The organism is Hydrogenophaga intermedia (genome assembly GCF_000723405.1).
GTDB classification, from domain to species: Bacteria; Pseudomonadota; Gammaproteobacteria; order Burkholderiales; family Burkholderiaceae_C; genus Hydrogenophaga; species Hydrogenophaga intermedia.
Map to the genome: position 1 here is coordinate 174,219 of NZ_CCAE010000006.1, position 20,319 is coordinate 194,537.

The 20,319-nt window shown below is 69.3% G+C and carries 20 protein-coding genes; 7 read left to right on the top strand and 13 right to left on the bottom strand.

All coding sequences use genetic code 11. The annotated features are described in order from the left end of the window. Window position 1 precedes the first annotated feature (1 nt). The 6 genes from lptB to BN948_RS06520 form a co-directional block, all read right to left on the bottom strand. The gene (lptB, locus tag BN948_RS06495) at window positions 2-790 is read right to left on the bottom strand and encodes an LPS export ABC transporter ATP-binding protein (RefSeq protein WP_009520549.1); all 789 of its coding nucleotides are present in this window, start codon (window positions 788-790) and stop codon (window positions 2-4) included. Beyond that, the gene (gene lptA / locus BN948_RS06500; protein WP_009520550.1) at window positions 787-1,410 is read right to left on the bottom strand and encodes a lipopolysaccharide transport periplasmic protein LptA; all 624 of its coding nucleotides are present in this window, start codon (window positions 1,408-1,410) and stop codon (window positions 787-789) included. The genes lptB and lptA overlap by 4 nt, the downstream gene beginning before the upstream one ends. Before the next feature lie 62 nt (window positions 1,411-1,472). Beyond that, window positions 1,473-2,093: a thiol:disulfide interchange protein DsbA/DsbL gene (locus BN948_RS06505; RefSeq protein ID WP_009520551.1), complete on the bottom strand. Its 621-nt coding sequence runs from the start codon at window positions 2,091-2,093 to the stop codon at window positions 1,473-1,475. Between the two features lie 67 nt (window positions 2,094-2,160). Beyond that, window positions 2,161-2,856, bottom strand: coding sequence for an SPOR domain-containing protein (locus BN948_RS06510; RefSeq protein WP_009520552.1), 696 nt, complete (start codon window positions 2,854-2,856; stop codon window positions 2,161-2,163). An 8-nt stretch (window positions 2,857-2,864) separates the two neighbouring features. After that, on the bottom strand, window positions 2,865-4,538 hold the full coding sequence (gene argS / locus BN948_RS06515; protein ID WP_009520553.1) for an arginine--tRNA ligase: 1,674 nt from the start codon (window positions 4,536-4,538) through the stop codon (window positions 2,865-2,867). Window positions 4,539-4,547: 9 nt separating this feature from the next. Then, window positions 4,548-5,471: an HTH-type transcriptional regulator ArgP gene (locus BN948_RS06520; RefSeq protein ID WP_009520555.1), complete on the bottom strand. Its 924-nt coding sequence runs from the start codon at window positions 5,469-5,471 to the stop codon at window positions 4,548-4,550. A gap of 104 nt (window positions 5,472-5,575) precedes the next feature. Between BN948_RS06520 and BN948_RS06525 the strand changes: the two genes are divergently transcribed. From BN948_RS06525 to BN948_RS06535, 3 genes are read left to right on the top strand one after another with little or no spacing between them, the layout of a single operon-like run. Beyond that, a complete protein-coding gene (locus BN948_RS06525; protein ID WP_009520556.1) occupies window positions 5,576-6,202 on the top strand; it encodes a LysE/ArgO family amino acid transporter in 627 nt (208 codons plus the stop codon). Between the two features lie 5 nt (window positions 6,203-6,207). Continuing rightward, window positions 6,208-7,869: a flavin monoamine oxidase family protein gene (locus BN948_RS06530; RefSeq protein ID WP_009520557.1), complete on the top strand. Its 1,662-nt coding sequence runs from the start codon at window positions 6,208-6,210 to the stop codon at window positions 7,867-7,869. 4 nt (window positions 7,870-7,873) lie between these two features. Next, window positions 7,874-8,632: a nitrilase-related carbon-nitrogen hydrolase gene (locus tag BN948_RS06535; RefSeq protein ID WP_009520558.1), complete on the top strand. Its 759-nt coding sequence runs from the start codon at window positions 7,874-7,876 to the stop codon at window positions 8,630-8,632. Here the strand turns inward: BN948_RS06535 and BN948_RS06540 are convergent. Further along, window positions 8,589-9,515 carry a LysR family transcriptional regulator gene (locus BN948_RS06540; RefSeq protein ID WP_009520559.1) on the bottom strand — a complete coding sequence of 309 codons (927 nt, stop codon included), beginning with the start codon at window positions 9,513-9,515 and terminating at the stop codon, window positions 8,589-8,591. The genes BN948_RS06535 and BN948_RS06540 overlap by 44 nt on opposite strands. A 5-nt stretch (window positions 9,516-9,520) precedes the next feature. Beyond that, window positions 9,521-10,723: a CaiB/BaiF CoA transferase family protein gene (locus BN948_RS06545; RefSeq protein ID WP_009520560.1), complete on the bottom strand. Its 1,203-nt coding sequence runs from the start codon at window positions 10,721-10,723 to the stop codon at window positions 9,521-9,523. A 107-nt stretch (window positions 10,724-10,830) separates the two neighbouring features. Here BN948_RS06545 and BN948_RS06550 point away from each other — a divergent pair, with 107 nt between their 5' ends. Next, window positions 10,831-11,526, top strand: a complete 696-nt coding sequence (locus tag BN948_RS06550) for a haloacid dehalogenase type II (RefSeq protein ID WP_009520561.1) — start codon at window positions 10,831-10,833, stop codon at window positions 11,524-11,526. A 37-nt stretch (window positions 11,527-11,563) separates the two neighbouring features. After that, on the top strand, window positions 11,564-13,762 hold the full coding sequence (locus BN948_RS06555) for a malate synthase G (RefSeq protein WP_009520562.1): 2,199 nt from the start codon (window positions 11,564-11,566) through the stop codon (window positions 13,760-13,762). A gap of 79 nt (window positions 13,763-13,841) precedes the next feature. On the opposite strand, the gene BN948_RS06560 is transcribed toward BN948_RS06555, so the two are convergent. Next, window positions 13,842-14,963 (bottom strand): hypothetical protein, encoded by a 1,122-nt coding sequence (locus BN948_RS06560; protein ID WP_035620823.1) that lies wholly within the window; start codon window positions 14,961-14,963, stop codon window positions 13,842-13,844. A gap of 209 nt (window positions 14,964-15,172) precedes the next feature. Here BN948_RS06560 and hemB point away from each other — a divergent pair, with 209 nt between their 5' ends. Both hemB and BN948_RS06570 read left to right on the top strand, forming a co-directional pair. Then, a complete protein-coding gene (gene hemB / locus BN948_RS06565) occupies window positions 15,173-16,174 on the top strand; it encodes a porphobilinogen synthase (protein WP_035620825.1) in 1,002 nt (333 codons plus the stop codon). Between the two features lie 23 nt (window positions 16,175-16,197). After that, window positions 16,198-17,307 (top strand): magnesium transporter CorA family protein, encoded by a 1,110-nt coding sequence (locus tag BN948_RS06570; protein ID WP_009520565.1) that lies wholly within the window; start codon window positions 16,198-16,200, stop codon window positions 17,305-17,307. 88 nt (window positions 17,308-17,395) lie between these two features. Here the strand turns inward: BN948_RS06570 and BN948_RS06575 are convergent, their stop codons facing one another. The 4 genes from BN948_RS06575 to BN948_RS06590 are packed head-to-tail and all read right to left on the bottom strand — an operon-like array spanning window position 17,396 to window position 20,277. After that, window positions 17,396-18,058 carry a glutathione S-transferase family protein gene (locus tag BN948_RS06575; RefSeq protein WP_009519307.1) on the bottom strand — a complete coding sequence of 221 codons (663 nt, stop codon included), beginning with the start codon at window positions 18,056-18,058 and terminating at the stop codon, window positions 17,396-17,398. Beyond that, complete coding sequence (locus BN948_RS06580) at window positions 18,055-18,954, bottom strand: amidohydrolase family protein (protein ID WP_009519308.1); 900 nt, start codon at window positions 18,952-18,954, stop codon at window positions 18,055-18,057. The genes BN948_RS06575 and BN948_RS06580 overlap by 4 nt, the downstream gene beginning before the upstream one ends. Window positions 18,955-18,959: 5 nt before the next feature. After that, window positions 18,960-19,646 (bottom strand): dienelactone hydrolase family protein, encoded by a 687-nt coding sequence (locus BN948_RS06585; protein ID WP_009519309.1) that lies wholly within the window; start codon window positions 19,644-19,646, stop codon window positions 18,960-18,962. 31 nt (window positions 19,647-19,677) lie between these two features. Next, window positions 19,678-20,277 (bottom strand): 2-hydroxychromene-2-carboxylate isomerase, encoded by a 600-nt coding sequence (locus BN948_RS06590; protein WP_009519310.1) that lies wholly within the window; start codon window positions 20,275-20,277, stop codon window positions 19,678-19,680. Window positions 20,278-20,319: the final 42 nt, after the last annotated feature.

The following is a 20,319-nucleotide window of genomic DNA, read 5'->3' on the forward strand; positions in this document are numbered from 1 at the left end:
GTCACATCCGGAAGTGCTCGCCGAGGTACACCCGGCGCACGTCGGCGTTCTCGACGATGTCCGACGGTGTGCCGCTGGTGAGCACGTGGCCGTCGTTGATGATGTAGGCGCGGTCGCAGATGCCCAGGGTCTCGCGCACGTTGTGGTCGGTGATGAGCACGCCGATGCCGCGCGACTTGAGGAAGCCGATGATGCGCTGGATCTCGATCACGGCAATCGGGTCGATGCCGGCGAAGGGTTCGTCGAGCAGGATGAAGCGCGGGTCGGTGGCCAGGGCCCGCGCGATCTCGACGCGGCGGCGCTCGCCGCCCGACAACGCGGGCGCGGGCGAATCGCGCAGGTGCTCGACGTGCAGGTCGCGCAGCAGCGTGTCCAGGCGCTCGTCGATGGCGGCGGCGCTCAGCGGGCGACCGCGTGCATCCTCCTGCAGCTCCAGCACGGCGCGCACGTTCTGCGCCACGCTGAGCTTGCGGAAGATGGAGGCCTCCTGTGGCAGGTAGCCCAGCCCCAGTCGCGCACGGCGGTGAATGGGCAGGCGTTCGATGGATTGGCCGTCGAGCAGGATCTGCCCGCCGTCGGCGCGCAGCAGGCCCACGAGCATGTAAAACGAGGTCGTCTTGCCGGCGCCGTTGGGGCCCAGCAGGCCCACCACCTCACCCTTGTCCACCGCGAGCGACACGTCCTTTACGACGAGGCGGCTGCCGTAGGCCTTCTTCAGCCCGTTGGCTTCCAGGCGGCTGGTCGCCAGCACCTGGGTCTCGGGGAATGTGGTGGACGGCGACCCGCTCACTTCCGCTCTCCGCCGAGCTCGTTGGACGGGCGCAGCGGCGTGGGAGCGGGCGTGGGCGGCGGCGCCGCCTCGCCCTCGCGCGGCACCGGCGTGAGCGTGGCGCGCACGCGGCCCGAGGGGTTGCCGGGGTTGGCACCCGCCGGACTGCTGTCGACCGTGAACACTTCGGTGCGGTTGTCGTAGACGATCACGCTGCCGCGCGTCTCGTCGTTGAGCTGGGTGCCCAGGTAGCGGCGAAGCACCGCGTCGCCAATGAAACGCACGTTGTCGGCGCGGCTGTCGTACTCGATGCGCCGGGCCTCGCCCTCGATGAATTCGTTGACGCCGTCACGCTTCTGCTTGAAGTAGGCCAGGTTGCCCAGCACGATGCCGAACTGATTGCCCTGGGCGTCCTGGCGCACCTCGACCTGGTTGCCACGGATCACGATGGTGCCTTTGGTGATGACCACGTTGCCAGTGAAGATGCTGACCTGCCGCGCGTCGTCGTAGCGCAGGTTGTCGGACTCGGCGTTCATCGGCTTGAGCCGGTCGGCCTGCTCGGCCTGTGCCGTGCCCGCCAGGGCACAGGCGATCAGCAAACCAAGGGTGGTGCGGTGCAGCAGGGGGATGGCGTGTGGCATGTCAAGGGCACGAAACTTGCATGCATTCTAAACACCCAGGGTGAACCCCTGGGTGCCCCGCCTCAGCCTTTTCGGGCTTCGCCGATGAGGTAGTTGGCGATGGTCAGCGTTTTCGGGCCCTGGCCGGGGATGTAGAAGCGGCCGGCCACGCCCAGGGCGGGCGTGCCCTCCACACCGTAGACGTCCTGCAGCAAGGCCGCGTGCTGGGCCTTCTTCAAGGTGTCGGCGTGGTTGAAGATCTCCGAGAACTTCGCCCGATCCACGCCCTGCTTGACCACCCAGTCGGTGATCGGGCCCGGCGTCGTCAGCGGCAAGCGGTCCACGTGAATGGCCTTGAACACCTGGGTGTGCAGGCGCTCGACCAGATTCATGGCCTCCAGCGTGTAGTACAGGCGCTGCATGGGCACGAAGGCCGGACTGAAGGCCACCGGCACGCGGCGCAGCACCGTGCCACTGGGTTTGCGCTTGTCCCAGTCTTCCAGCAGCGGCTCGAAGTTGAAGCAGTGAATACAGGAATAGGCGAAAAACTCGACCACCTCGATCTGGCCGGCCGGCGCCTCCACGGGCACGGGTTTGCCCAGCCGCACGTATTCGGTGCCCTCTTGGGGGGCGACGCGTTGGGCCAGGGCCGGCAGGGCGGCGCCGGTGGCGAGCAGGGACAGGGCGAAATCGCGGCGAAGCATGGCAAGGCACTCCGAGGGGTTGAACCAGCGCTTGGGCCGGGCGAAGCGCGGGAAGTTCCCGCGCGGCTCAGCGCTGGACGCGCACCAGGGCCGATTCGACCCCGTTGACCTGCAACTGCTCGATGGTCAGGTCGGCCAGGGCCTTCTGGGCGAACGGGCCCACGCGCACGCGGTACAGGGTGCGGCCGGCCTGCTCGCGCTCGTCCACCGTGGCGGCGATGCCCAGCATGGCCAGGCGTGCGCGCTGGGCTTCGGCGTCGGAGGCGTTGCGGAAGGCGCCGGCCTGCACGAAGTAGGTGTAGGGGTCGGCGCCCGGCGCGGGGGTTTCGGCGGGTGCGGCCCCCGGTGCGGCGGCCGGCGCGGCGGGTGTGGGCTGAGCGGTGCGGGAACGGGCCAGATCGCCCAGCGGGTCACTGGGCGGCGTGGCGGTGCCGGCGGGGGGCAGCGTGCGGCCGTCGGTGGGGGGCACGGAGATGGCGCCTTCGGTGCCGGGGGCCGCGCCCGGTGCGGCGGGTGGCGCGGCCGGCGCACCGCTCACGCCGCGGTTGGGGTTCCAGCCCTTGTTGCGCTCGGCCTCCTTCGCGTCGTCCTCGGCGCTGCGCGAGAGGCCGCGATCGACGAAGGGCACGGGCACGCGCGTGACGTAGACCGCCACGGCCAAGGCCGCAGCCAGGCCGACCAGCAGGCCGACGATGAAGCCCACCAGCGTGCCGCCCAGGCTGCTGCGCGACGACGACTTGGAGGAGGAGGATTTCTTGCTCATGGTGGCTCTTACATCTTCTGCGGCGCGCTCACGCCCAGCACGGCCAGGCCATTGTGCAGCACCTGCCGCGTGGCCGCGACGAGCGCCAGGCGCGCGCGCTTGACCGCTTCATCATCGACCAGGATGCGTTCGGCGTCGTAGTAACTGTGGTAACTCGCGGCAAGCTCTCGCAGGTAGAAGGTCACGTCGTGCGGCGCGAAGTCGCGCGCGGCGGCGGTGAGCATCTCGGGGTACTTGGCGATCTGGCGCATCAGGGCCTGCGCGGCCGGCGTGTCCAACGCGGACAACTCGGCGCCCGTCAGCGTGGCCACGTCGCCCCCCCAGCCGGCCAGCACCGAGCAGATGCGCGCGTGCGCGTACTGCACGTAGTAGACGGGGTTGTCATTGTTTTGCTGGACAGCCAGGTCGACGTCGAAGGTGTATTCGGTGTCGGGCTTGCGGCTGAGCAGGAAGAAGCGCACCGCGTCCTTGCTGGTCCATTCGATCAGGTCGCGCAGCGTGACGTAGCTGCCCGCGCGCTTGCTGATCTTCACCTCCTGCCCACCGCGCACCACGCGCACCATGGTGTGCAGCACGTAGTCGGGGTAGCCGGGTGGAATGCCCACGTCGGCCGCCTGCAGGCCGGCGCGCACACGCGCGATGGTGCCGTGGTGGTCGGTGCCCTGGATATTGATGACCTTGCTGAAGCCACGCTCCCATTTGGCGATGTGGTACGCCACATCGGGCACGAAGTAGGTGTACGAGCCGTCGGACTTGCGCATCACGCGGTCCTTGTCGTCGCCGTAGTCGGTGCTGCGCAGCCACAGCGCGCCATCCTGCTCGTAGGTCTTGCCGTTGGCGATGAGCCGATTCACCGCGGCCTCGACGCGCCCGCTGGTGTACAGGCTGGACTCGAGGTAGTAGTGGTCGAACTTGACCGCGAAGGCCTGCAGGTCCAGGTCCTGCTCGTGGCGCAGATAGGCCACGGCGAACTGGCGGATGCCATCGAGATCGTTCGCGTCGCCGCTGGCGGTGAATTCGCGGTCATCGGCCTTCACGGTCTGCTTCGCGAGGAAGTCGTTCGCGATGTCGCCGATGTAGTCGCCGTTGTAGGCAGCCTCCGGCCAGTTGGCGTCGCCCGGCTTCACGCCCTGCGCGCGCAGTTGCGTGGACGTGGCCAGGGTGTTGATCTGCACGCCCGCGTCGTTGTAATAGAACTCGCGGTGCACGTCCCAGCCCTGGGTCTGGTACAGGTTGCAAATGGCGTCGCCCAGCGCGGCCTGGCGGCCGTGGCCCACGTGCAGCGGGCCGGTGGGGTTGGCCGAGACGAACTCGACCATCAGGCGCTGTCCGTTGCTGGCCTGGCGGCCGAAATGCTCGCCCGCGCCCAACACCTCGTGCACCACCTGCTGCTTGGCCTCGGGCTTCAAGCGGATGTTGATGAAGCCCGGACCGGCGATCTCGATCGCCTCGACCCAGCGCTCGAATGCGGGTTGCGCCAGCAGCGCCGCGCGCAACTGCTCGCCCACGGCGCGCGGGTTGAGCTTGAGCGGCTTGGCCAGTTGCATGGCCGCCGTGACGGCGAAATCGCCATGGGCCGCCACCTTGGGCGACTCGAAGGCGGCCTTCTCGCCCGCGCCGGGGCTGAGTTTGTCCAGCTCGTCGCGCAGGGCCGCGAGCAGGTCTTGTTGGATCTGGAGCATCGCGCGATTTTAGGTGGCGGGCCGCGCCACCTCCGCCAGCGGGGCCAGACGCTCGCGCGCGGCCGCCTTCACCGCCGCCGTCAGGCGCTGCGCCGAGGGCGGCTCATGCGTCCAGTGCTGCCAGTACAGGGCCACGTCCACTGTGGCGCCGGGCAGCAGCTCGGTCAGCGTGGGGTGTTTGGGCAGGTGCTGCGCGGGCACCATGCCCCAGCCCATGCCCAGCTCTATGGCGGTTTCGAAGGCTTCCACGGCCGGCACGTAGTGGCGCGGGTACGCCGGCTGGCGCAGGCCGATGTGCTGCTCGAGGAAGGCGTCCTGCAGCGCGTCCTTGCGGTTGAAGATGATGGCGGGCTGGGCCAGCAGCTTGTGCGGCGACACCGCGCCGCGCGGCGTGCGGCAGCGCTGCGCGACGGCGGGCGTGGCCACGCAGTGGTAGCGGATCACGCCCAGGGGCTCGGCCACGCAGCCACGCATGGCGTCGGCGCGGGTGGTGACGCATCCCACCACGTCGCCGCTCTTCAAGGCGTCGTGCGTGTGGTCCTGGTCGTCGATGACGACCTCCAGCAGCAGGCGTTGGCGCGCCAGCAGGGGCGCCACGCCGGGCAGGAACCAGCTCGACACCGAATCGGCGTTGATCGCCACCGACAAGCTCTGCCACCGCTCGCCCGCGCGCGCCTCGCCGCCCACGAGGCCGGCCAGCAGGTCGGCCTCCATCAGGCGCACCTGCTTCACGTGGCCCAGCAAGGCCTGGCCAGCGGGCGTGGCGCGCACGCGCTTGCCGCGCACCAGCAGGCGCTGGCCGAGCTGGTCCTCCAGCGACTTGATGCGCAACGACACCGCCGCCAGGGTGAGCTTCAAGGCTTGCGCGGCCGGGCCGAAGCCACCGTGTTCCACCACGGCGGACAGGGCATCCAGGTGACGGGGATCAAGCATCGATTAAACCGAATTTGAGTGATTTGAATTCGAATCAACTCGATTAAACAACAAGCGCCTTTGCGGCACCATGCGCTCCGCTGTCACCCGAACCCGAGAACGCCATGACCCTGAGCTTCCCCGTCTTTTCCGCCGGCATGGTGCTGAGCCTGTCGCTGATCATGGCCATCGGCCCGCAGAACGCGCACGTGCTGCGCATGGGCCTGCAGCGCCAGCACCTGTGGCTCACCGTGGCGCTGTGCGCGCTGTCCGACGTCGCGCTCATCGCCCTGGGCGTGTTGGGCCTGGCCCAGCTCGGCGGCCTGTCGGACAAGCTGCAGGGCGCGCTCATCGGCGCGGGCGTGCTGTTCCTGCTGGCCTACGGCTGGCAAGCCTTCCAGCGTTTCCGTTCGCCGATGGTGCGCAGCCTGGAGGGCCAGCCGCTGGCGCCGCCGCCCACCACGCGCCGCCAGGCCGTGTTCTCGGCCCTGGCCTTTTCCTGGCTCAACCCGCACGCCTGGCTGGACACCGCCGTGCTGATCGGCACCGCCTCGCTGGCCTACGGCCCGGCGAGCGAGGTGTTCGGCCTGGGCGCGGCCACGGGCTCGCTGATCTGGTTCACCGGCCTGGGCGCCGCCGCCTTCTGGGCAGGGCGCCGGCTCAATTCCCTGCACATCTGGCGCGTGCTGGATGGGCTGGTTGCGCTCATGATGTGGGGCACGGCCGCCTGGCTGCTGGCTTCGCTGTTCTGAGCACCATGCCATCAAGCAAACCCGTCACCGTCTTCGGCCCCGACTTCCCCTTCGCCTATGACGACTGGCTGCGCCACCCCGCGGGCCTGGGCGCGCTGCCGCGCGATCTGCTGGGCAGCGAGGTGGCGATCGTCGGCGCCGGCATGGCCGGCCTGACCGCCGCGCACGAGCTCATGAAGCTGGGCCTCAGGCCCGTGGTCTACGAGGCCTCTCGCCTGGGCGGGCGGCTGCGCTCGCAGGCCTTCGACGGCGGCCATGGCGTGGTGGCCGAGCTCGGCGGCATGCGCTTTCCGCGCTCGGGCACGGCCTTCTTCCACTACGTGGACCAACTGGGCCTGGCCACAAAGCCGTTCCCCAATCCGCTCACACCCGCCGCCGGCTGCACGGTAATCGACCTGGAAGGCCGCACGCACCGCGCGCGCACCCTGGCCGACCTGCCGCCCCTGTTCAGCGAAGTGGCCGAGGCCTGGGCCGACGCGCTGCAAGAAGGCGCCGGTTTCGGCGAGCTGCAGGACGCCCTGCACGAGCGCGACGTGCTGCGCCTGAAGGCCCTGTGGGACCGCCTGGTGCCGCTGTGGGACGACCGCACCTTCTACGACTTCGTCGCGCAGTCGCGCGCCTTCCAGCGCCTGTCCTTCCACCACCGCGAGGTCTTCGGCCAGGTGGGCTTCGGCACCGGCGGCTGGGATTCGGACTTCCCCAACTCCATGCTGGAGATCCTGCGCGTGGTGCTCACGGGCTGCGACGAGAACCAGCACCTGGTGGTGGGCGGCGTGCAGCAGGTGCCGCAGGGCCTGTGGCAATGCGCGCCCGACGCGAAGGCGCTCGCGCACTGGGGCGCCGGCACCTCACTCGCGCAATTGCACGGCGGCGCGCCCCGCCCCGGCGTCGCGGCCATCGCGCGCGCACCGCACGGCCAGCTCGACGTCACCGACGTGCTGGGCAACACCCGCCGCTACCCCGCCGTGCTCGTCACCTGCCAGAGCTGGCTGCTCACCACGCAGATCGCGGTGGAGGAATCGCTGTTCTCGCACAAGCTGTGGATGGCGCTGGACCGCACGCGCTACATGCAGTCGTCCAAGACCTTCGTGATGGTGGACCGGCCGTTCTGGAACGACCTGAAGGCCGATGGCTGGCCCGTGATGGGCATGACGCTGACGGACCGGCTCACGCGCGGCACCTACCTGTTCGACAACGGCCCGGACAAGCCCGGCGTGATCTGCCTGAGCTACGCCTGGATGAGCGACGCGCTGAAGATGCTGCCGCACCCCACCGCGCGGCGCGTTCAGCTCGCGCTGTCGGCGCTGAAGAAGATCTACCCCGACGTGGACATCGCCAGCCATGTCATTGGCGACCCGATCAGCGTGTCCTGGGAGGCCGACCCGCACTTTCTCGGCGCGTTCAAGGGCGCACTGCCGGGCCACTACCGCTACAACCACCGCATGTATGGGCACTTCGTGCAGGACACCCTGCACGAGGCCGAGCGCGGCCTCTTCCTCGCGGGCGACGACGTGTCGTTCACCCCGGCCTGGGTGGAGGGCGCGGTGCAGACGGCGCTGAACGCGGTGGCGGGCATGGTGCGCCACCTGGGCGGCGCAAGCCACGCGGACAACCCCGGGCCCTGCGAGGCCTGGCCGGACATCGGACCGGTTGCGTTGAGCGATTGACGCCATGGAGCCGCTGCGTCTCGCGCTCTGGCAGACGGCCCACCCAGCCGAGAGCACCGAGGCGCTGGCGCGGCTGGACAGCGCCGCGCGCGAGGCCGCCGCGCAGGGCGCGCACTGGCTCATCACGCCCGAGATGTTCCTCACGGGCTACCTGATCGCGCCCGAGCGCCTGGCCGCGCACGCCGAGCCGGCCGATGGCCTGCTGCTGCAGGCGGTGCGGGGCATCGCGCGGCGCCGCGGCATCGGCGTCGTCACGGGCTGGCCCGAAGCGAATGGAGACGCCCCGCCCTTCAACAGCGTAACCGCCATCGACGAGAACGGCGCGCTGCTGGCGGTGCACCGCAAGATCCACCTGTTCGGCGCGGGCGACGCGCAGCGCTTCACACCCGGCACCGATCCACCGGCGCGCTTCGACTGGCGCGGCTGGCACCTGGGCCTGCTGATCTGCTTCGACGTGGAGCACGACGAACCGCTGCGGCAACTCGCCGACGCGGGCGCGCAGGCGGTGCTGGTGCCCACGGCCAACATGGTGGGCTACGACGAGGTGCAGCAAACCCGCCTGCCGGAAGCGGCGCGCCGCTTCGGCATGGCCATCGCCTATGCAAACGCCTGCGGGCGGGAAGGCGATACGGTCTACAACGGCCTGTCCACCGTGTGCACGCACAAAGGACAGCGCCTGGGCGCGCTGGCGCGCCACGAGGCCATGCTGCAGGCGGCGCTCACCGCCCCGCCCAGTACTCCACTCTGCCGTACTCGTGCTTGAGGTAGTCGATCCACAAGCGCACGCGCAACGCCAGGTGCTTGCGCTGGGGGAACAGCGCGTAAATGCCGTTCGGCGGCGCCGCAAAGGCGTCGAGCACGCGCACCAGGCGGCCGGCGGCGACATCGGCCTCCACCTCCCAGGTGCTGCGCCAGGCGATGCCCTGGCCCGCGAGGCACCACTCGTGCAGCACCTGGCCGTCGCTGCAGTCCATGGGGCCGCCGGGGCGCAGATAGTGGATCTCGCGCTCCTCGCCGCCCTCGGCGGGCATGGAGAACGCCCAGCCGCGCGTCTGCGAGGCGTCGCTGGACAGGGTGAGGCAGTCGTGGCGCGCCAGATCGGCCGGGGCCTCGGGCGTTCCGCGCCGTTGCAGGTAGGCGGGCGCGGCCACGCAGAGGCGGCGGTTGTCGGCCAGGCGCACGCTCACCAGGGACGAGTCCGGCAGATCGCCCACGCGCACGGCGCAGTCATAGCCTTCGCCGGCCACGTCCACCACGCGGTCGGACAGGTTCAGCGAGACCGTCACCTCCGGGTGCAGCTCGCGAAAGCGCGGCACCAGCGGCGCCACGTGGCGCCGGCCGAAGCCGGCGGGCGCGGTGATGCGCAGATGCCCGCTGGCCTTCACGCCGCCGGCACTCACGCTCGCTTCCGCGTTCGACAGGTCGGTCAGCAGGCGCTGACAGTCCTCCAGGAAGGCGCTGCCCTCGTGCGTGAGCGAGATGCGCCGCGTGGTGCGCACCAGCAGCTTCACGCCCAGGCGCGATTCCAGCGCGTCCAGCCGGCGCCCGATGATGGCCGGCGCCACCGACTCGGCGCGCGCCGCCGCCGTGAGGCTGCCGCGCGTGGCCACCGACACGAAGGTCTCCAGTTGCTTGAGTTTGTCCACGCCGTTCAGCCCTTGCTGGCGGTGCGCGACAGGCGCTCGATCGCCGCGTCGTCGTAGCCCAGTTCGCGCAGCACCTCGCTGCTGTCGGCCCCCAGGCGTGGCGGGCTGTGCACCGGCAGGCGCTGGTCATCCAGCGTGAAGGGCAGCGGCACGGTCTGCACAGTCTGCCCCGCGCGCTCGCCGTCGGGCAAGGTAATGGGCGCCAACCCGCCCGTGGCGCGAAGGTGCGGGTCGTCCAGCAACTCGTGCGGTTTGGCGATGGGGGCGAAAGGCAGGCCGTGGCGCTCGAACAGCTCGGCCAGCTCCTTCACCGGCCGCTGCGCCACGCGCGCGCGCAACTCGGGCAGCAGCCAGTCGCGCGCGCGCACGCGCTCGTTGTTGGTCCGCAGGCGCGGGTCGTCGCGCCAGTCGCTCCAGCCTATGGCGCTGCAGAAGATGGCCCACTGCGTGTCGCTCACCACCGCCAGGAAGATCTGCTCGCCGCCGGCCGCGGTGAACACGTCGTAGATGCCCCAGGGCGAGATGCGCTGCGGCATGGGGTTGGCGGCGGCGCCCGTCACGGCGTATTGCAGCATGTGCTGCGCCACCAGGAAGATGTTGTTCTCGAACAGCGCACTCTGCACCGCCTGACCGCGTCCGGTGCGCTCGCGCTCGCGCAGCGCGGCCATCACGCCGATGGCGCCGAACATGCCGCCCATGATGTCGTTGACGCTGCTGCCCGCGCGCAACGGGTCGCCGGGACGCCCGGTCATGTAGGCCAGGCCGCCCATCATCTGCACCACTTCATCCAGCGCGGTGCGGTGGTCGTACGGCCCGGGCAGGAAGCCCTTGTGGCTCACGTGGATCAGGCGCGGGAAGCGCGCCTTGAGGCTCTGATGGTCGAGGCCCAGCTTGCGCATGGTCTCGGGCTTGAAGTTCTCCACCAGCACGTCGGCCGTGGCCACCAGTCGCAGTGCGGCCTCGCGGCCGGCCTCGCTCTGCAGGTCCAGCACCAGGCTCTTCTTGTTGCGGTTGAACAGCGGGAAGAAGCCCGCACCCGAGCCCAGCAGGCGGCGCGTGTTGTCGCCGGCGGGCGGCTCCACCTTGATCACCTCGGCACCCAGGTCGGCCAGCACCATGCCGCACATGGGGCCCATCACCATGTGAGAGAACTCGGCGACGCGGATGCCGGCCAGCGGCAGGCTCGGGTGGTCGGGGGCGGGGCTCAATGGGGTCTCCTCGAATGACTGGGCGCAGATTACACGCAAAAAAGTCATGGATCCATCGCGTTGCGGCGCTTCAATGCGCGCCCATGTTTGCAATACAGTGCTTTCCCATGGCCAAACCCCGCGCCGTGCTCTTCGACGCCTACGGCACGCTGTTCGACGTGTACAGCGTGGGCCTGCGCGCGGAACAGCTGTTCCCGGGCCGGGGCGCGCGCCTGGCCGTGCTGTGGCGCGAGCGCCAGATCGACTACTCGCGTCTCATCACCATGAGCGGTGACCCGGCGCACTACCGCAGCTTCTGGGACCTCACCGAGCGCGCGCTGCGCTACGCCATCCAGGCACTGGTGCCGCAAGCGGCCGAGCGCTGGGGCGACTACGCCGAGGCGGCGGCCAGCCTGATGAACCAGTACCGCCACCTTTCGTCCTTCCCCGAGAACCGAGAAGTCGTGCAGGCCTTGCGCGCGCAAGGCGTGGTCACGGGGATCCTGTCCAACGGCGACCCGGAGATGCTCGGCATCGCCCTGCGCAGCGCCGGGCTCGATGGCCTGTTCGACCACGTGATCAGCGCCGACGCGGTGCGCGCCTTCAAGGTATCGCCCGCGCTCTACGGCCTGGGCGAACAGGCCACGGGCCTGCCACGCGGGCAGATCGTCTTCGTGAGCAGCAACGCCTGGGACGTGCTGGGCGCCACCTGGTTCGGCTACCAGACGCTCTGGATCAACCGAGCCAACCTGCCCTTCGAGCAGCTCGACACGCAGCCCACCGCGACAGGCACCAACCTGCGCGCGGTGCTCGACTTCTTCTGATGCCTCTTCTTCTGTTCGTTTCTTCCGGAGCCTTCGCATGAGCCCACGCACCACGATCCACAGCCTGCAGGTCGACACGGCCCTGTACCAGTTCATCAACGACGAAGTGCTGCCCGGCACCGGCACCGAGCCGGCCGCTTTCTGGCAGGGCTTCGACACCCTGGTGCGCGGCCTGGCGCCCAAGAACGCGGCCCTGTTGGCCGAGCGCGACCGCCTGCAGACCGAGCTGGACACCTGGCACAGCGCCAACCCCGGCCCGGTGCGCGACATGGCGGCCTACCGGAAATTCCTCGAAACCATCGGCTACCTCGTGTCCGATCCGGGCAAGGTGAAAGCGACGACGAAGAACGTGGATGACGAGCTCGCGGTACAGGCCGGCCCGCAACTGGTGGTGCCTATCCTGAACGCGCGCTACGCACTCAACGCCGCCAACGCGCGCTGGGGCTCGCTGTACGACGCGCTCTACGGCACCGACGTGATCGCTGAGGACGGCGGCTGCGAGAAGGGCACGCGCTACAACCCCAAGCGCGGCGCCAAGGTCATCGAATGGGCGCGCCACGTGCTGGACCGTACCTGCCCGCTGAAGAAGGGCTCGCATGTGGGCTCCACGGGCTACCGCGTGAAGGACGGTGAGCTGGTCGTGTCGCTGGCCGACGGCGGCACCAGCAAGCTCGCCGACGGCAAACAGTTCGTCGGCTACCAAGGCGATGCGAAGAAGCCCTCCGCCATCCTGCTGGCGCACAACGGCCTGCACCTGGAGATCCAGATCCGCCCCGACAGCGCCATCGGCAAGACCGACCCGGCGGGTGTGAGCGACCTCGTGGTCGAGGCCGCGCTTTCCACCATCCTCGACCTCGAAGACTCCGTGGCCGCGGTGGACGCCGAAGACAAGCTGCTGGCGTACAGCAACTGGCTGGGCATTCTCAAGGGCATGCTCACCGAGACCTTCGAGAAAGGCGGCCAGACGCTCAAGCGCGGCCTCAACGGCGACCGCGAGTACACGGCACCGAACGGCAAAAAGACCGTGCGCCTGCACGGCCGTTCGCTGCTCTTCGTGCGCAACGTGGGCCACCTGATGACCAACCCGGCCATCCTCTGGGGCCCCGAGGGCAAGGAGATTCCCGAGGGCATCATGGACGCAGTGGTCACCACCGCCATCGCGGTGCACGACATCAGGAAGGACAAGAAGCACCCGCTGCGCAACTCGCGCAAGGGCTCGGTGTACATCGTCAAGCCCAAGATGCACGGCCCGCGCGAAGTGGCCTTCGCGGACGAGCTGTTCGGCCGCGTCGAGCAACTGCTGGGCCTGCCAGCCAGCACCGTCAAGCTGGGCATCATGGACGAGGAGCGCCGCACCTCGGTGAACCTGAAGGCCTGCATCGCCGCCGCGCCCAGCCGCGTGGCCTTCATCAACACCGGCTTCCTGGACCGCACCGGCGACGAGATGCACACCGCCATGCTGGCCGGTCCCATGGTGCGCAAGGGCGACATGAAGGCCAGCGCCTGGATCCAGGCCTACGAGCGCAACAACGTGCTGGTGGGCCTGGCCTGCGGCCTGCGCGGCAAGGCGCAGATCGGCAAGGGCATGTGGGCCATGCCCGACCTGATGAAGGCCATGCTGGAGCAGAAGATCGCGCACCCCAAGGCCGGCGCCAACACCGCCTGGGTGCCCAGCCCCACCGGCGCCACGCTGCACGCCATGCACTACCACCAGGTGCTGGTGAGCGAGGTGCAGAAGGACCTGGAGAAGATCGACGCCGACAAGGAACGGGACACCCTGCTCACCGGCCTGCTCACCGTGCCCGTCAGCGCCAACCCGAACTGGAGCGCGGCCGAGAAGCAACAGGAACTCGACAACAACGTGCAGGGCATCCTGGGATACGTGGTGCGCTGGGTCGACCAGGGCGTGGGCTGTTCCAAGGTGCCCGACATCAACGACGTCGGCCTGATGGAAGACCGCGCCACGCTGCGCATCAGCAGCCAGCACATCGCCAACTGGCTGCACCACGGTGTCGTCACCGAGAAGCAGGTGCGTGACACCTTCGAGCGCATGGCCGCCAAGGTGGACAGGCAGAACGCGGGCGACAAGCTCTACCGGCGCCTGGCCGGCAACGCGAAAACCAGCAAGGCCTACCAGGCCGCGCTGGACCTGGTGTTCAAGGGCAAGGAGCAGCCCAGCGGCTACACCGAGCCGCTGCTGCATGCCTGGCGCCTGAAGGTGAAAGCCTCGGCCTGACACACCTCGCAGAAGGCGAGAAGGGCGCCTTTGGGGCGCCCTTCTCTATGGCGGCCCTTGGTGGCCGCGCATCAACCGGTCAAATCGTTTTCGCGAGTTCGAACATCACCGCGGTGCCCAGGGCTTCGCGGATGTTGCCGCGCCCCACCCGAGCCATGGCCATCTCGCCGAAGCCCGACATGTCGAACGCGCTGGCGTCGGGCGATATCTCGACGAAGGGCATGTCCATCGCGTCGCGCACCAGGGCGCGGCGGAACTGGTCGAACTCCGGCCCCTTGAGTACGGCGTCGATGACGACCAGGCTGGGCATGCGGTGCGCGGCGGCTTCGCGCGCCTGGATGAGGTCCACCACGCTGTCGGCGCTCACGCCGATCTCGCGCAGCGCGTCGCGCACGTCCGAGCGGATCTGCAGCGAAGGCGACACGATCAGCGCGTAGACGCCCTGCAGCGACTTGAACATCGAGGACTGGCCATCGGACAGATCCACCGCCGATATGCCGTCGATGGCCTGCACCGTGCGGTGGAACATAACGCTGGCGACGATGCCATCGGCCGACACCTGGCGCTGCACCTCGATGCCGCCGGTGGTGTGGGCGATCTGACGCACCAGCGCCCAATCCAGGTTGTCCAGGTCCGGCGCGCGCGACGAGGGCGCCTCGTCGCCGTGCACGCGCACCTGCAGACGCGCATGCGGCGGCCAGTCGTTGATGTCCACCCGCACGCTGACGTGGCGCCCCAGGGGCAGCGCCCAGTCGAGCAGCGCATTGAACAGGGCGTGTGTCACGGTGGGGTCCAGAAGCACCTCCACCGGCTTGAGCTTGCGCCGCACGTCGGCGCCCATGAGCGCGAACTCCTTGCGGCGCTCCTGCAGGCAGGTTTCCACCAGATGCGAGAGATCGAGCTTCTCGTGCGACTGGCGGATGCGCCCGTCGTGGAAGCGCTGGATCTGTTGCATCACCGTCGTCAGCCGCTTGATGCGGCCCATGGGCACCGTCAGGGCCCATTGCTCGCGGGCGGGCACCGCGCCGCCGGCGTTCAATTGATCGAGACCGCTCTGCAGGGCCTGCAGGGCATCGCTGATCTGCCCGGCCGCCGCGGTCAGCAGTTGGGGGCAGTGCTCGGCCAGCGACCAGTGCTCGTCGCCGCGCGGCTGGCCCGCCGCGCCGGCGGCGCCAGGCTGGTCTTTCTTCGGTGTGGCCATGGGTTTCAACACGGTGCTTCCGTCATCGGGGGCTTTGATCCGCCTGTCGCCGGGTGGGCCGTCCATCCGGGGTGGCGATGTAACGAAATGTGCACCAATCACCTCTCCGGATACAGGTCCGAGTAGCCGGAACTTCTCATTTCCGTGCAATGCGCCACGACGGCGCGATCCCGTACGGGCATCCCTCCGCCTTTGCCACAATAGCCGCCATGCACAGCCCCGCCCCCTTCCCCGCCGCCCGCCCGCGCCGCCTGCGCCGCGACGCCTTCACCCGCGAGCTGGTGCGCGAGCACCGCCTGCACCCTTCCGACCTGATCTACCCGGTGTTCGTGCTCGACGGCAGCGAGCGGCGCGAGGCCGTGGCGTCCATGCCCGGCGTGGAGCGCCTGAGCCTGGACCTGCTGCTGCCCGTGGCCGAAGACTGCGTGAAGCTGGGCATTCCGGCGATGGCGCTGTTTCCGGTCATCGACCCCGCGCTGAAGACGCCCGACGGCCAGGAGGCCACCAACCCTGACGGCCTGGTGCCGCGCGTGGTGCGCGCGCTCAAGCAACGCTTTCCTGAACTGGGCGTGATGACCGACGTGGCCCTGGACCCTTACACCAGCCACGGCCAGGACGGCGTGCTCGACGAGGCCAACTACATCATCAACGACGAGACCGTGGCCATCCTGGTGCGCCAGGCGCTCACGCAGGCGGCTGCGGGCGTGGACATCGTCGCGCCCAGCGACATGATGGACGGGCGCATCGGCGCCATCCGCCAGGCGCTGGAGGCCGACGGCCGCATTCACACTCGCGTCATGGCCTACAGCGCCAAGTACGCGAGCGCTTTCTACGGCCCCTTCCGCGACGCCGTGGGTTCGGCCGCCAACCTGGGCAAGGCCGACAAGAAGGGCTACCAGATGGACCCGGGCAACACAGACGAGGCCCTGCGCGAGGTGGCGATGGACATCGCGGAGGGCGCGGACATGGTGATGGTGAAACCCGGCATGCCCTACCTGGACATCGTGCGCCGCGTGAAGGACGAGTTCGCGATGCCCACCTTCGCCTACCAGGTGAGCGGCGAGTACGCCATGCTCAAGGCCGCCGCGCAGAACGGCTGGCTCGACCACGACGCCGTGATGATGGAAAGCCTGCTGGCCTTCAAACGCGCGGGTGCCGATGGCGTGCTCACCTACTTCGCGCGCGACGCCGCGCGCCTGCTGCGCGGCTGAGCCGCCGCTGGAAGGGCCACACGATGCGGGTGTTCCACGTCCAGCCCGGATCGGTGAGCGAAACCGCCGGGCTGCCCATGCTGCTGCCCCCCAAGGGCTTTCTCTGGGTGGCCTGCGGCCGGCGCGAATTCGAACTCGAGCACGGCCACGTGCAAGCCGCGCTTCAGGTGATGGGCGGCACCACGCTGGTCGACCTGCACGTGAGCGACCTGCTCAACAACCAGTTGCCCTCGCACTACGACTACACCTCGAAGTACGACATCCTGGTGTTCCGCCGCCTGGCCGCGGGCCAGGCCGAGACCGACATTGCGCAGCCCGGCGCGGTACTCACCGAGCACGTGAAACGCGGCGGTCCGCCGGTGCTGCGGCGCATCGACACCAGTCCCGTGGGCTTCGCTGTGTTCGACCGCGTGCTGCTGACCGTGCACCCGGCCGGCTGCGGCGTGCTCGACCAGTACTCGACACGGCTGCTGACCAGCGCCGGCGTGGCGCCGCGCGCCGTGGGCGGCGGCCTGCCTTCCAGCCCGGCCGACCTGATGCTGCGCATCGTCAACCAGATGGTGGACGGCTACCTGGACTTGCGGCGCGAACTCACGCGCCAGCTCGACCACTGGCAGTCCGAACTGCTGCACCCCAAGACGCGCTTCACCAACTGGAACTCGCTGCTGGACGCGCGCATCTCGCTGCACCACCTCGACGAAATCTGCGAGGACCAGCGCAGCGCCCTGCAGGACTGGCTGGAGGCGCTGGAGGACTGGGACGCCAACGAGGCCATCGGCGGCCACCGCGGGCTGGAACTGCTGAAGGTGCGCAGCCGCGACGTGCTGGAGCACATTGAGCGCGTGGTGCACCACGTGCGCCGGCTGGAGCAGAACGCCGAGACGGCCGTGCAGATGCACTTCTCGGCGCAGAGCAACCGCACCAACGACATCATGCGCACGCTGACCGCGCTGACCGCCGTGTTCCTGCCGCTGAACCTCATCGCCGGCATCTTCGGCATGAACTTCGAGTTCATTCCCTTCATCCACGACCGCACGGGCTTCTGGTGGGCGATGGGCTCGATGGTGTTCGTGGCCGTGGGGCTCAGCGTGTACTTCTGGCGCAAGCGCTACCTGCGCTCGTCCGGGCGCTGAGCACAGGCCCCCACGCTCCGCCGCTGCGCGGGTCGCTGCCCCCCGAGGGGGCTGATCCGGCTTGGGGCGGCCCGGCGCCGGATCGCTTTCAGACGTACGGCTCAGCCAGGCCCTCGTTGGCCATCACGCGCCGCAGCGCCGGGCGATCGAGCACGCGCTGCAGGTACGGGCCCAGGTGCGGGCGCTCGCGCGCGGGGCGCACCGGTGAATCGGGCGAGAAATGCCGCGTCCAGCGGCACAGCGTGAAGACGTAGGCGTCGAGCAGCGAATACGCGTTGCCCAGAAACCAGGGGCCGCCATGGCGCGCGAGTTCGGCGTCGAGCTGGTCGAGCAGCGCGCCCACGCGGCGCTTGGCCACGGCCTTGATCTCGGCCTCGCTGTCGCTGCCGGCGTCGTTGACCCAACGGTGCGGGTAGAAGTAGACGATCAGCGTGGCCTGCAAGGTATTGGTGAGCCACATGAGCCACTTGTAGGCCTGGGCGCGCTCGCGCGTGCCGACAGCGGGCATCAGCTTCGCATCGGGGTGCGTGTCGCTCAGGTGCAGGCAGATGGCGGCGGTTTCGTAGAGCACGAGATCGCCGTCTTCCAGCACCGGGATCAGGCCGTTGGGGTTGAGCGCGCGGTAGGCCGGTGAGTTCAGCGCGCCGTGCTCGCGGTCAATGCGCGCGCGCTCGTAAGGTAGGCCGAGTTCTTCGAGGACGATGTGCGGCACCATGGCCGCGGTGCTGGGATAGAAGTGCAGTCGGATCATCGTGGTGCGGGTTCGGGCACGCCAAACAGTGAGGCGCCATTGTCCCAGGCGATCTTCTTCGCCACGTCGGGCGGCAGCGTGCCCAGCCAGGCACGGTAGCCCTGCATGAGCTCGTCGTAGTACAGCCAGCGCTGGTTGACCCAGGTGTCCGAGCCGATGAGGAAGCGGTCGGGGTACTTGAGCAGCAGCGCGCGCCACTCGGGGCACAGCTCGCCATCGCCACAGGTGAGTCCGGGGCGGTAGGACAGCTCACCGCGAAGTTGCGGAAAGCGGGTGAAGAGTTCGTCGACGCGCGCAACCGGCGAACCACCAATGCCCGTGTGCGCCCAGATCAGGCGGGTGTTGCGGCCTTTCGATGGCGTGTGGCCCATGAGCTTTTCCACCGCCACGTCGTCCACGTGCGCGAGGATGGCCAGGCCCTTCTCGTCCGCCAAGGCCATGAGCTGTTTCGCCACCGGGCCATCGGCGTTGGCGCTGTCGTAGAGGTGGAACTCGCCCAAGCCGCGGTAGGGCCCGGCGGGTGTGCCACGCGCCAGTTCGGTGTTCACCATCTCCACGATGCTCGGGTCGCGGAACCAGTTGCTGTAGTCGGCGCGGTTGCGGTAGAGCCGCACGAAGGGCACCACCCTGACGCCGGCCGTGCGCGTCTGATCGCGTGCCTGCGCCAGGGCGCGCGTGCCGTCATTGGGCCGCGAATTGGCGACGATGGCGCGCACGCCGTTGCGCTGCATGCGCCCCAGCACGTCGGCCAGCGGGTGCGGGCACTCGGGCGCGGGCGTGGTGGCGTGGCCGCAGGCCTCGTCGTTGTAGTGCAGGTGCGCGTCGAACAGCGGGCCGCGGTACTGGGCGGCGGCGCTGCCAACCACCCCCGCCAGCAGCAGCGCGGCCCGCTTCATCGCGATCAGCCTACGTGCTGAGCGAAGAAGGCCAGCGTGCGCTCGCGCGCGAGCTTGGCCGCGGCCTCGTTGTAAGAGCCGCGCTGGTCGCAGTTGAAGCCGTGGTTGGCGTTGTAGACGTGCACAGCCACACCGGGCTGGGCCTTCTTGAAGGCCTCCACGGTGTCCAGCGGAATCCAGTGGTCCTGGTCGCCGAAGTGCGCCATCACCGGCACCTGGGGATTGCGCGCCGCTTCTTCGGGCGTGGTCATGCCACCGCCGTAGTACGGCACGGCCGCGCTCAGGCCCTTGAGCGTGCTGGCCGCGCGCCAGGTGAGCAGGCCGCCCCAGCAGTAGCCCACGATGCCCACCTTTCCGGCCTGAGCGGCGTGCTCGATGGCGGCCTGGACGTCGGGCATCACCCCCGGCGCGGGCAGTGCCTCCACGGCGGCCTTCAGGGCCGAGCCCTCTTTCATGTCGGCCTCGGTGTAGCCGATCTCCAGATCGCCCTTGCCGATGCGGGAAAAGGTGCTGGGTGCGACGGCGAAGTAGCCCGCCGCCGCATAACCGTCGGCCACGGAACGGATGTGCGAGTTGACGCCGAAGATTTCCTGCAGGACGACGATGCCGCCCCTGGCCTTGCCGGTGGGTTGGGCCACGTAGGCGGGAAAGCTGTGGCCGTCGGCGGCCTTGAGGGTGATGGTGTCGCTCATGAGGGGGCTCCTTGGTAGGTGGATGTGTCGATCAGGCCTGCAGGCGTCGTTCGACGAAGTCGAGCCGGTCTTGGCCCCAGAAGAGTTCGCCGTCGATGACGTAGGCCGGCGCGCCGAACACGCCGGCGTCGATCGCGGCCTGGGTGTGGGCGTCGGCCAGGGCCTGGCCTTCGTCGGCCTGTGATTGTGCGAGCCGCGCGGCGTCGAGGCCACCCTCCTTCAGCAGCACGGCCAAGGTGTCGGCGTCGGCGATGTCGAGCTCACGCGCCCAGACGGCCGAGAGCACAGCGCCCGACAGGCGCAACGCGGCCTCGGCACCGTCGCGCTCGGCCACCACGCTGATCAGCCGCGCCGAGGGATCGCCCCCCACGGGAAAATGCTTGGGGTGCAGGTTCAGCGGCAATCCGAGCCACTCGCTCCAGCGGCGCAGCTCCACCAGGCGGTAGGCCTGGCGCTGCGGCGCGCGCTTGCCCAGCGGCAAGCCGCCCGAGAGCGGAAAGATCTTGCCCAGGTCCATAGGGCGAACGCGCACCTCGGCATTGGCGGCGTGCGCGATGCGCACGAAGCGCTCGTGGCCCAGGTAGGCCCAGGGGCTCATGGTGGCGAAGAAGTAGTCGACCGTGCGACGCATAGAGTCTCCGTTTGGCTGTTGTAATGGGCGCCGTTCAAAGGC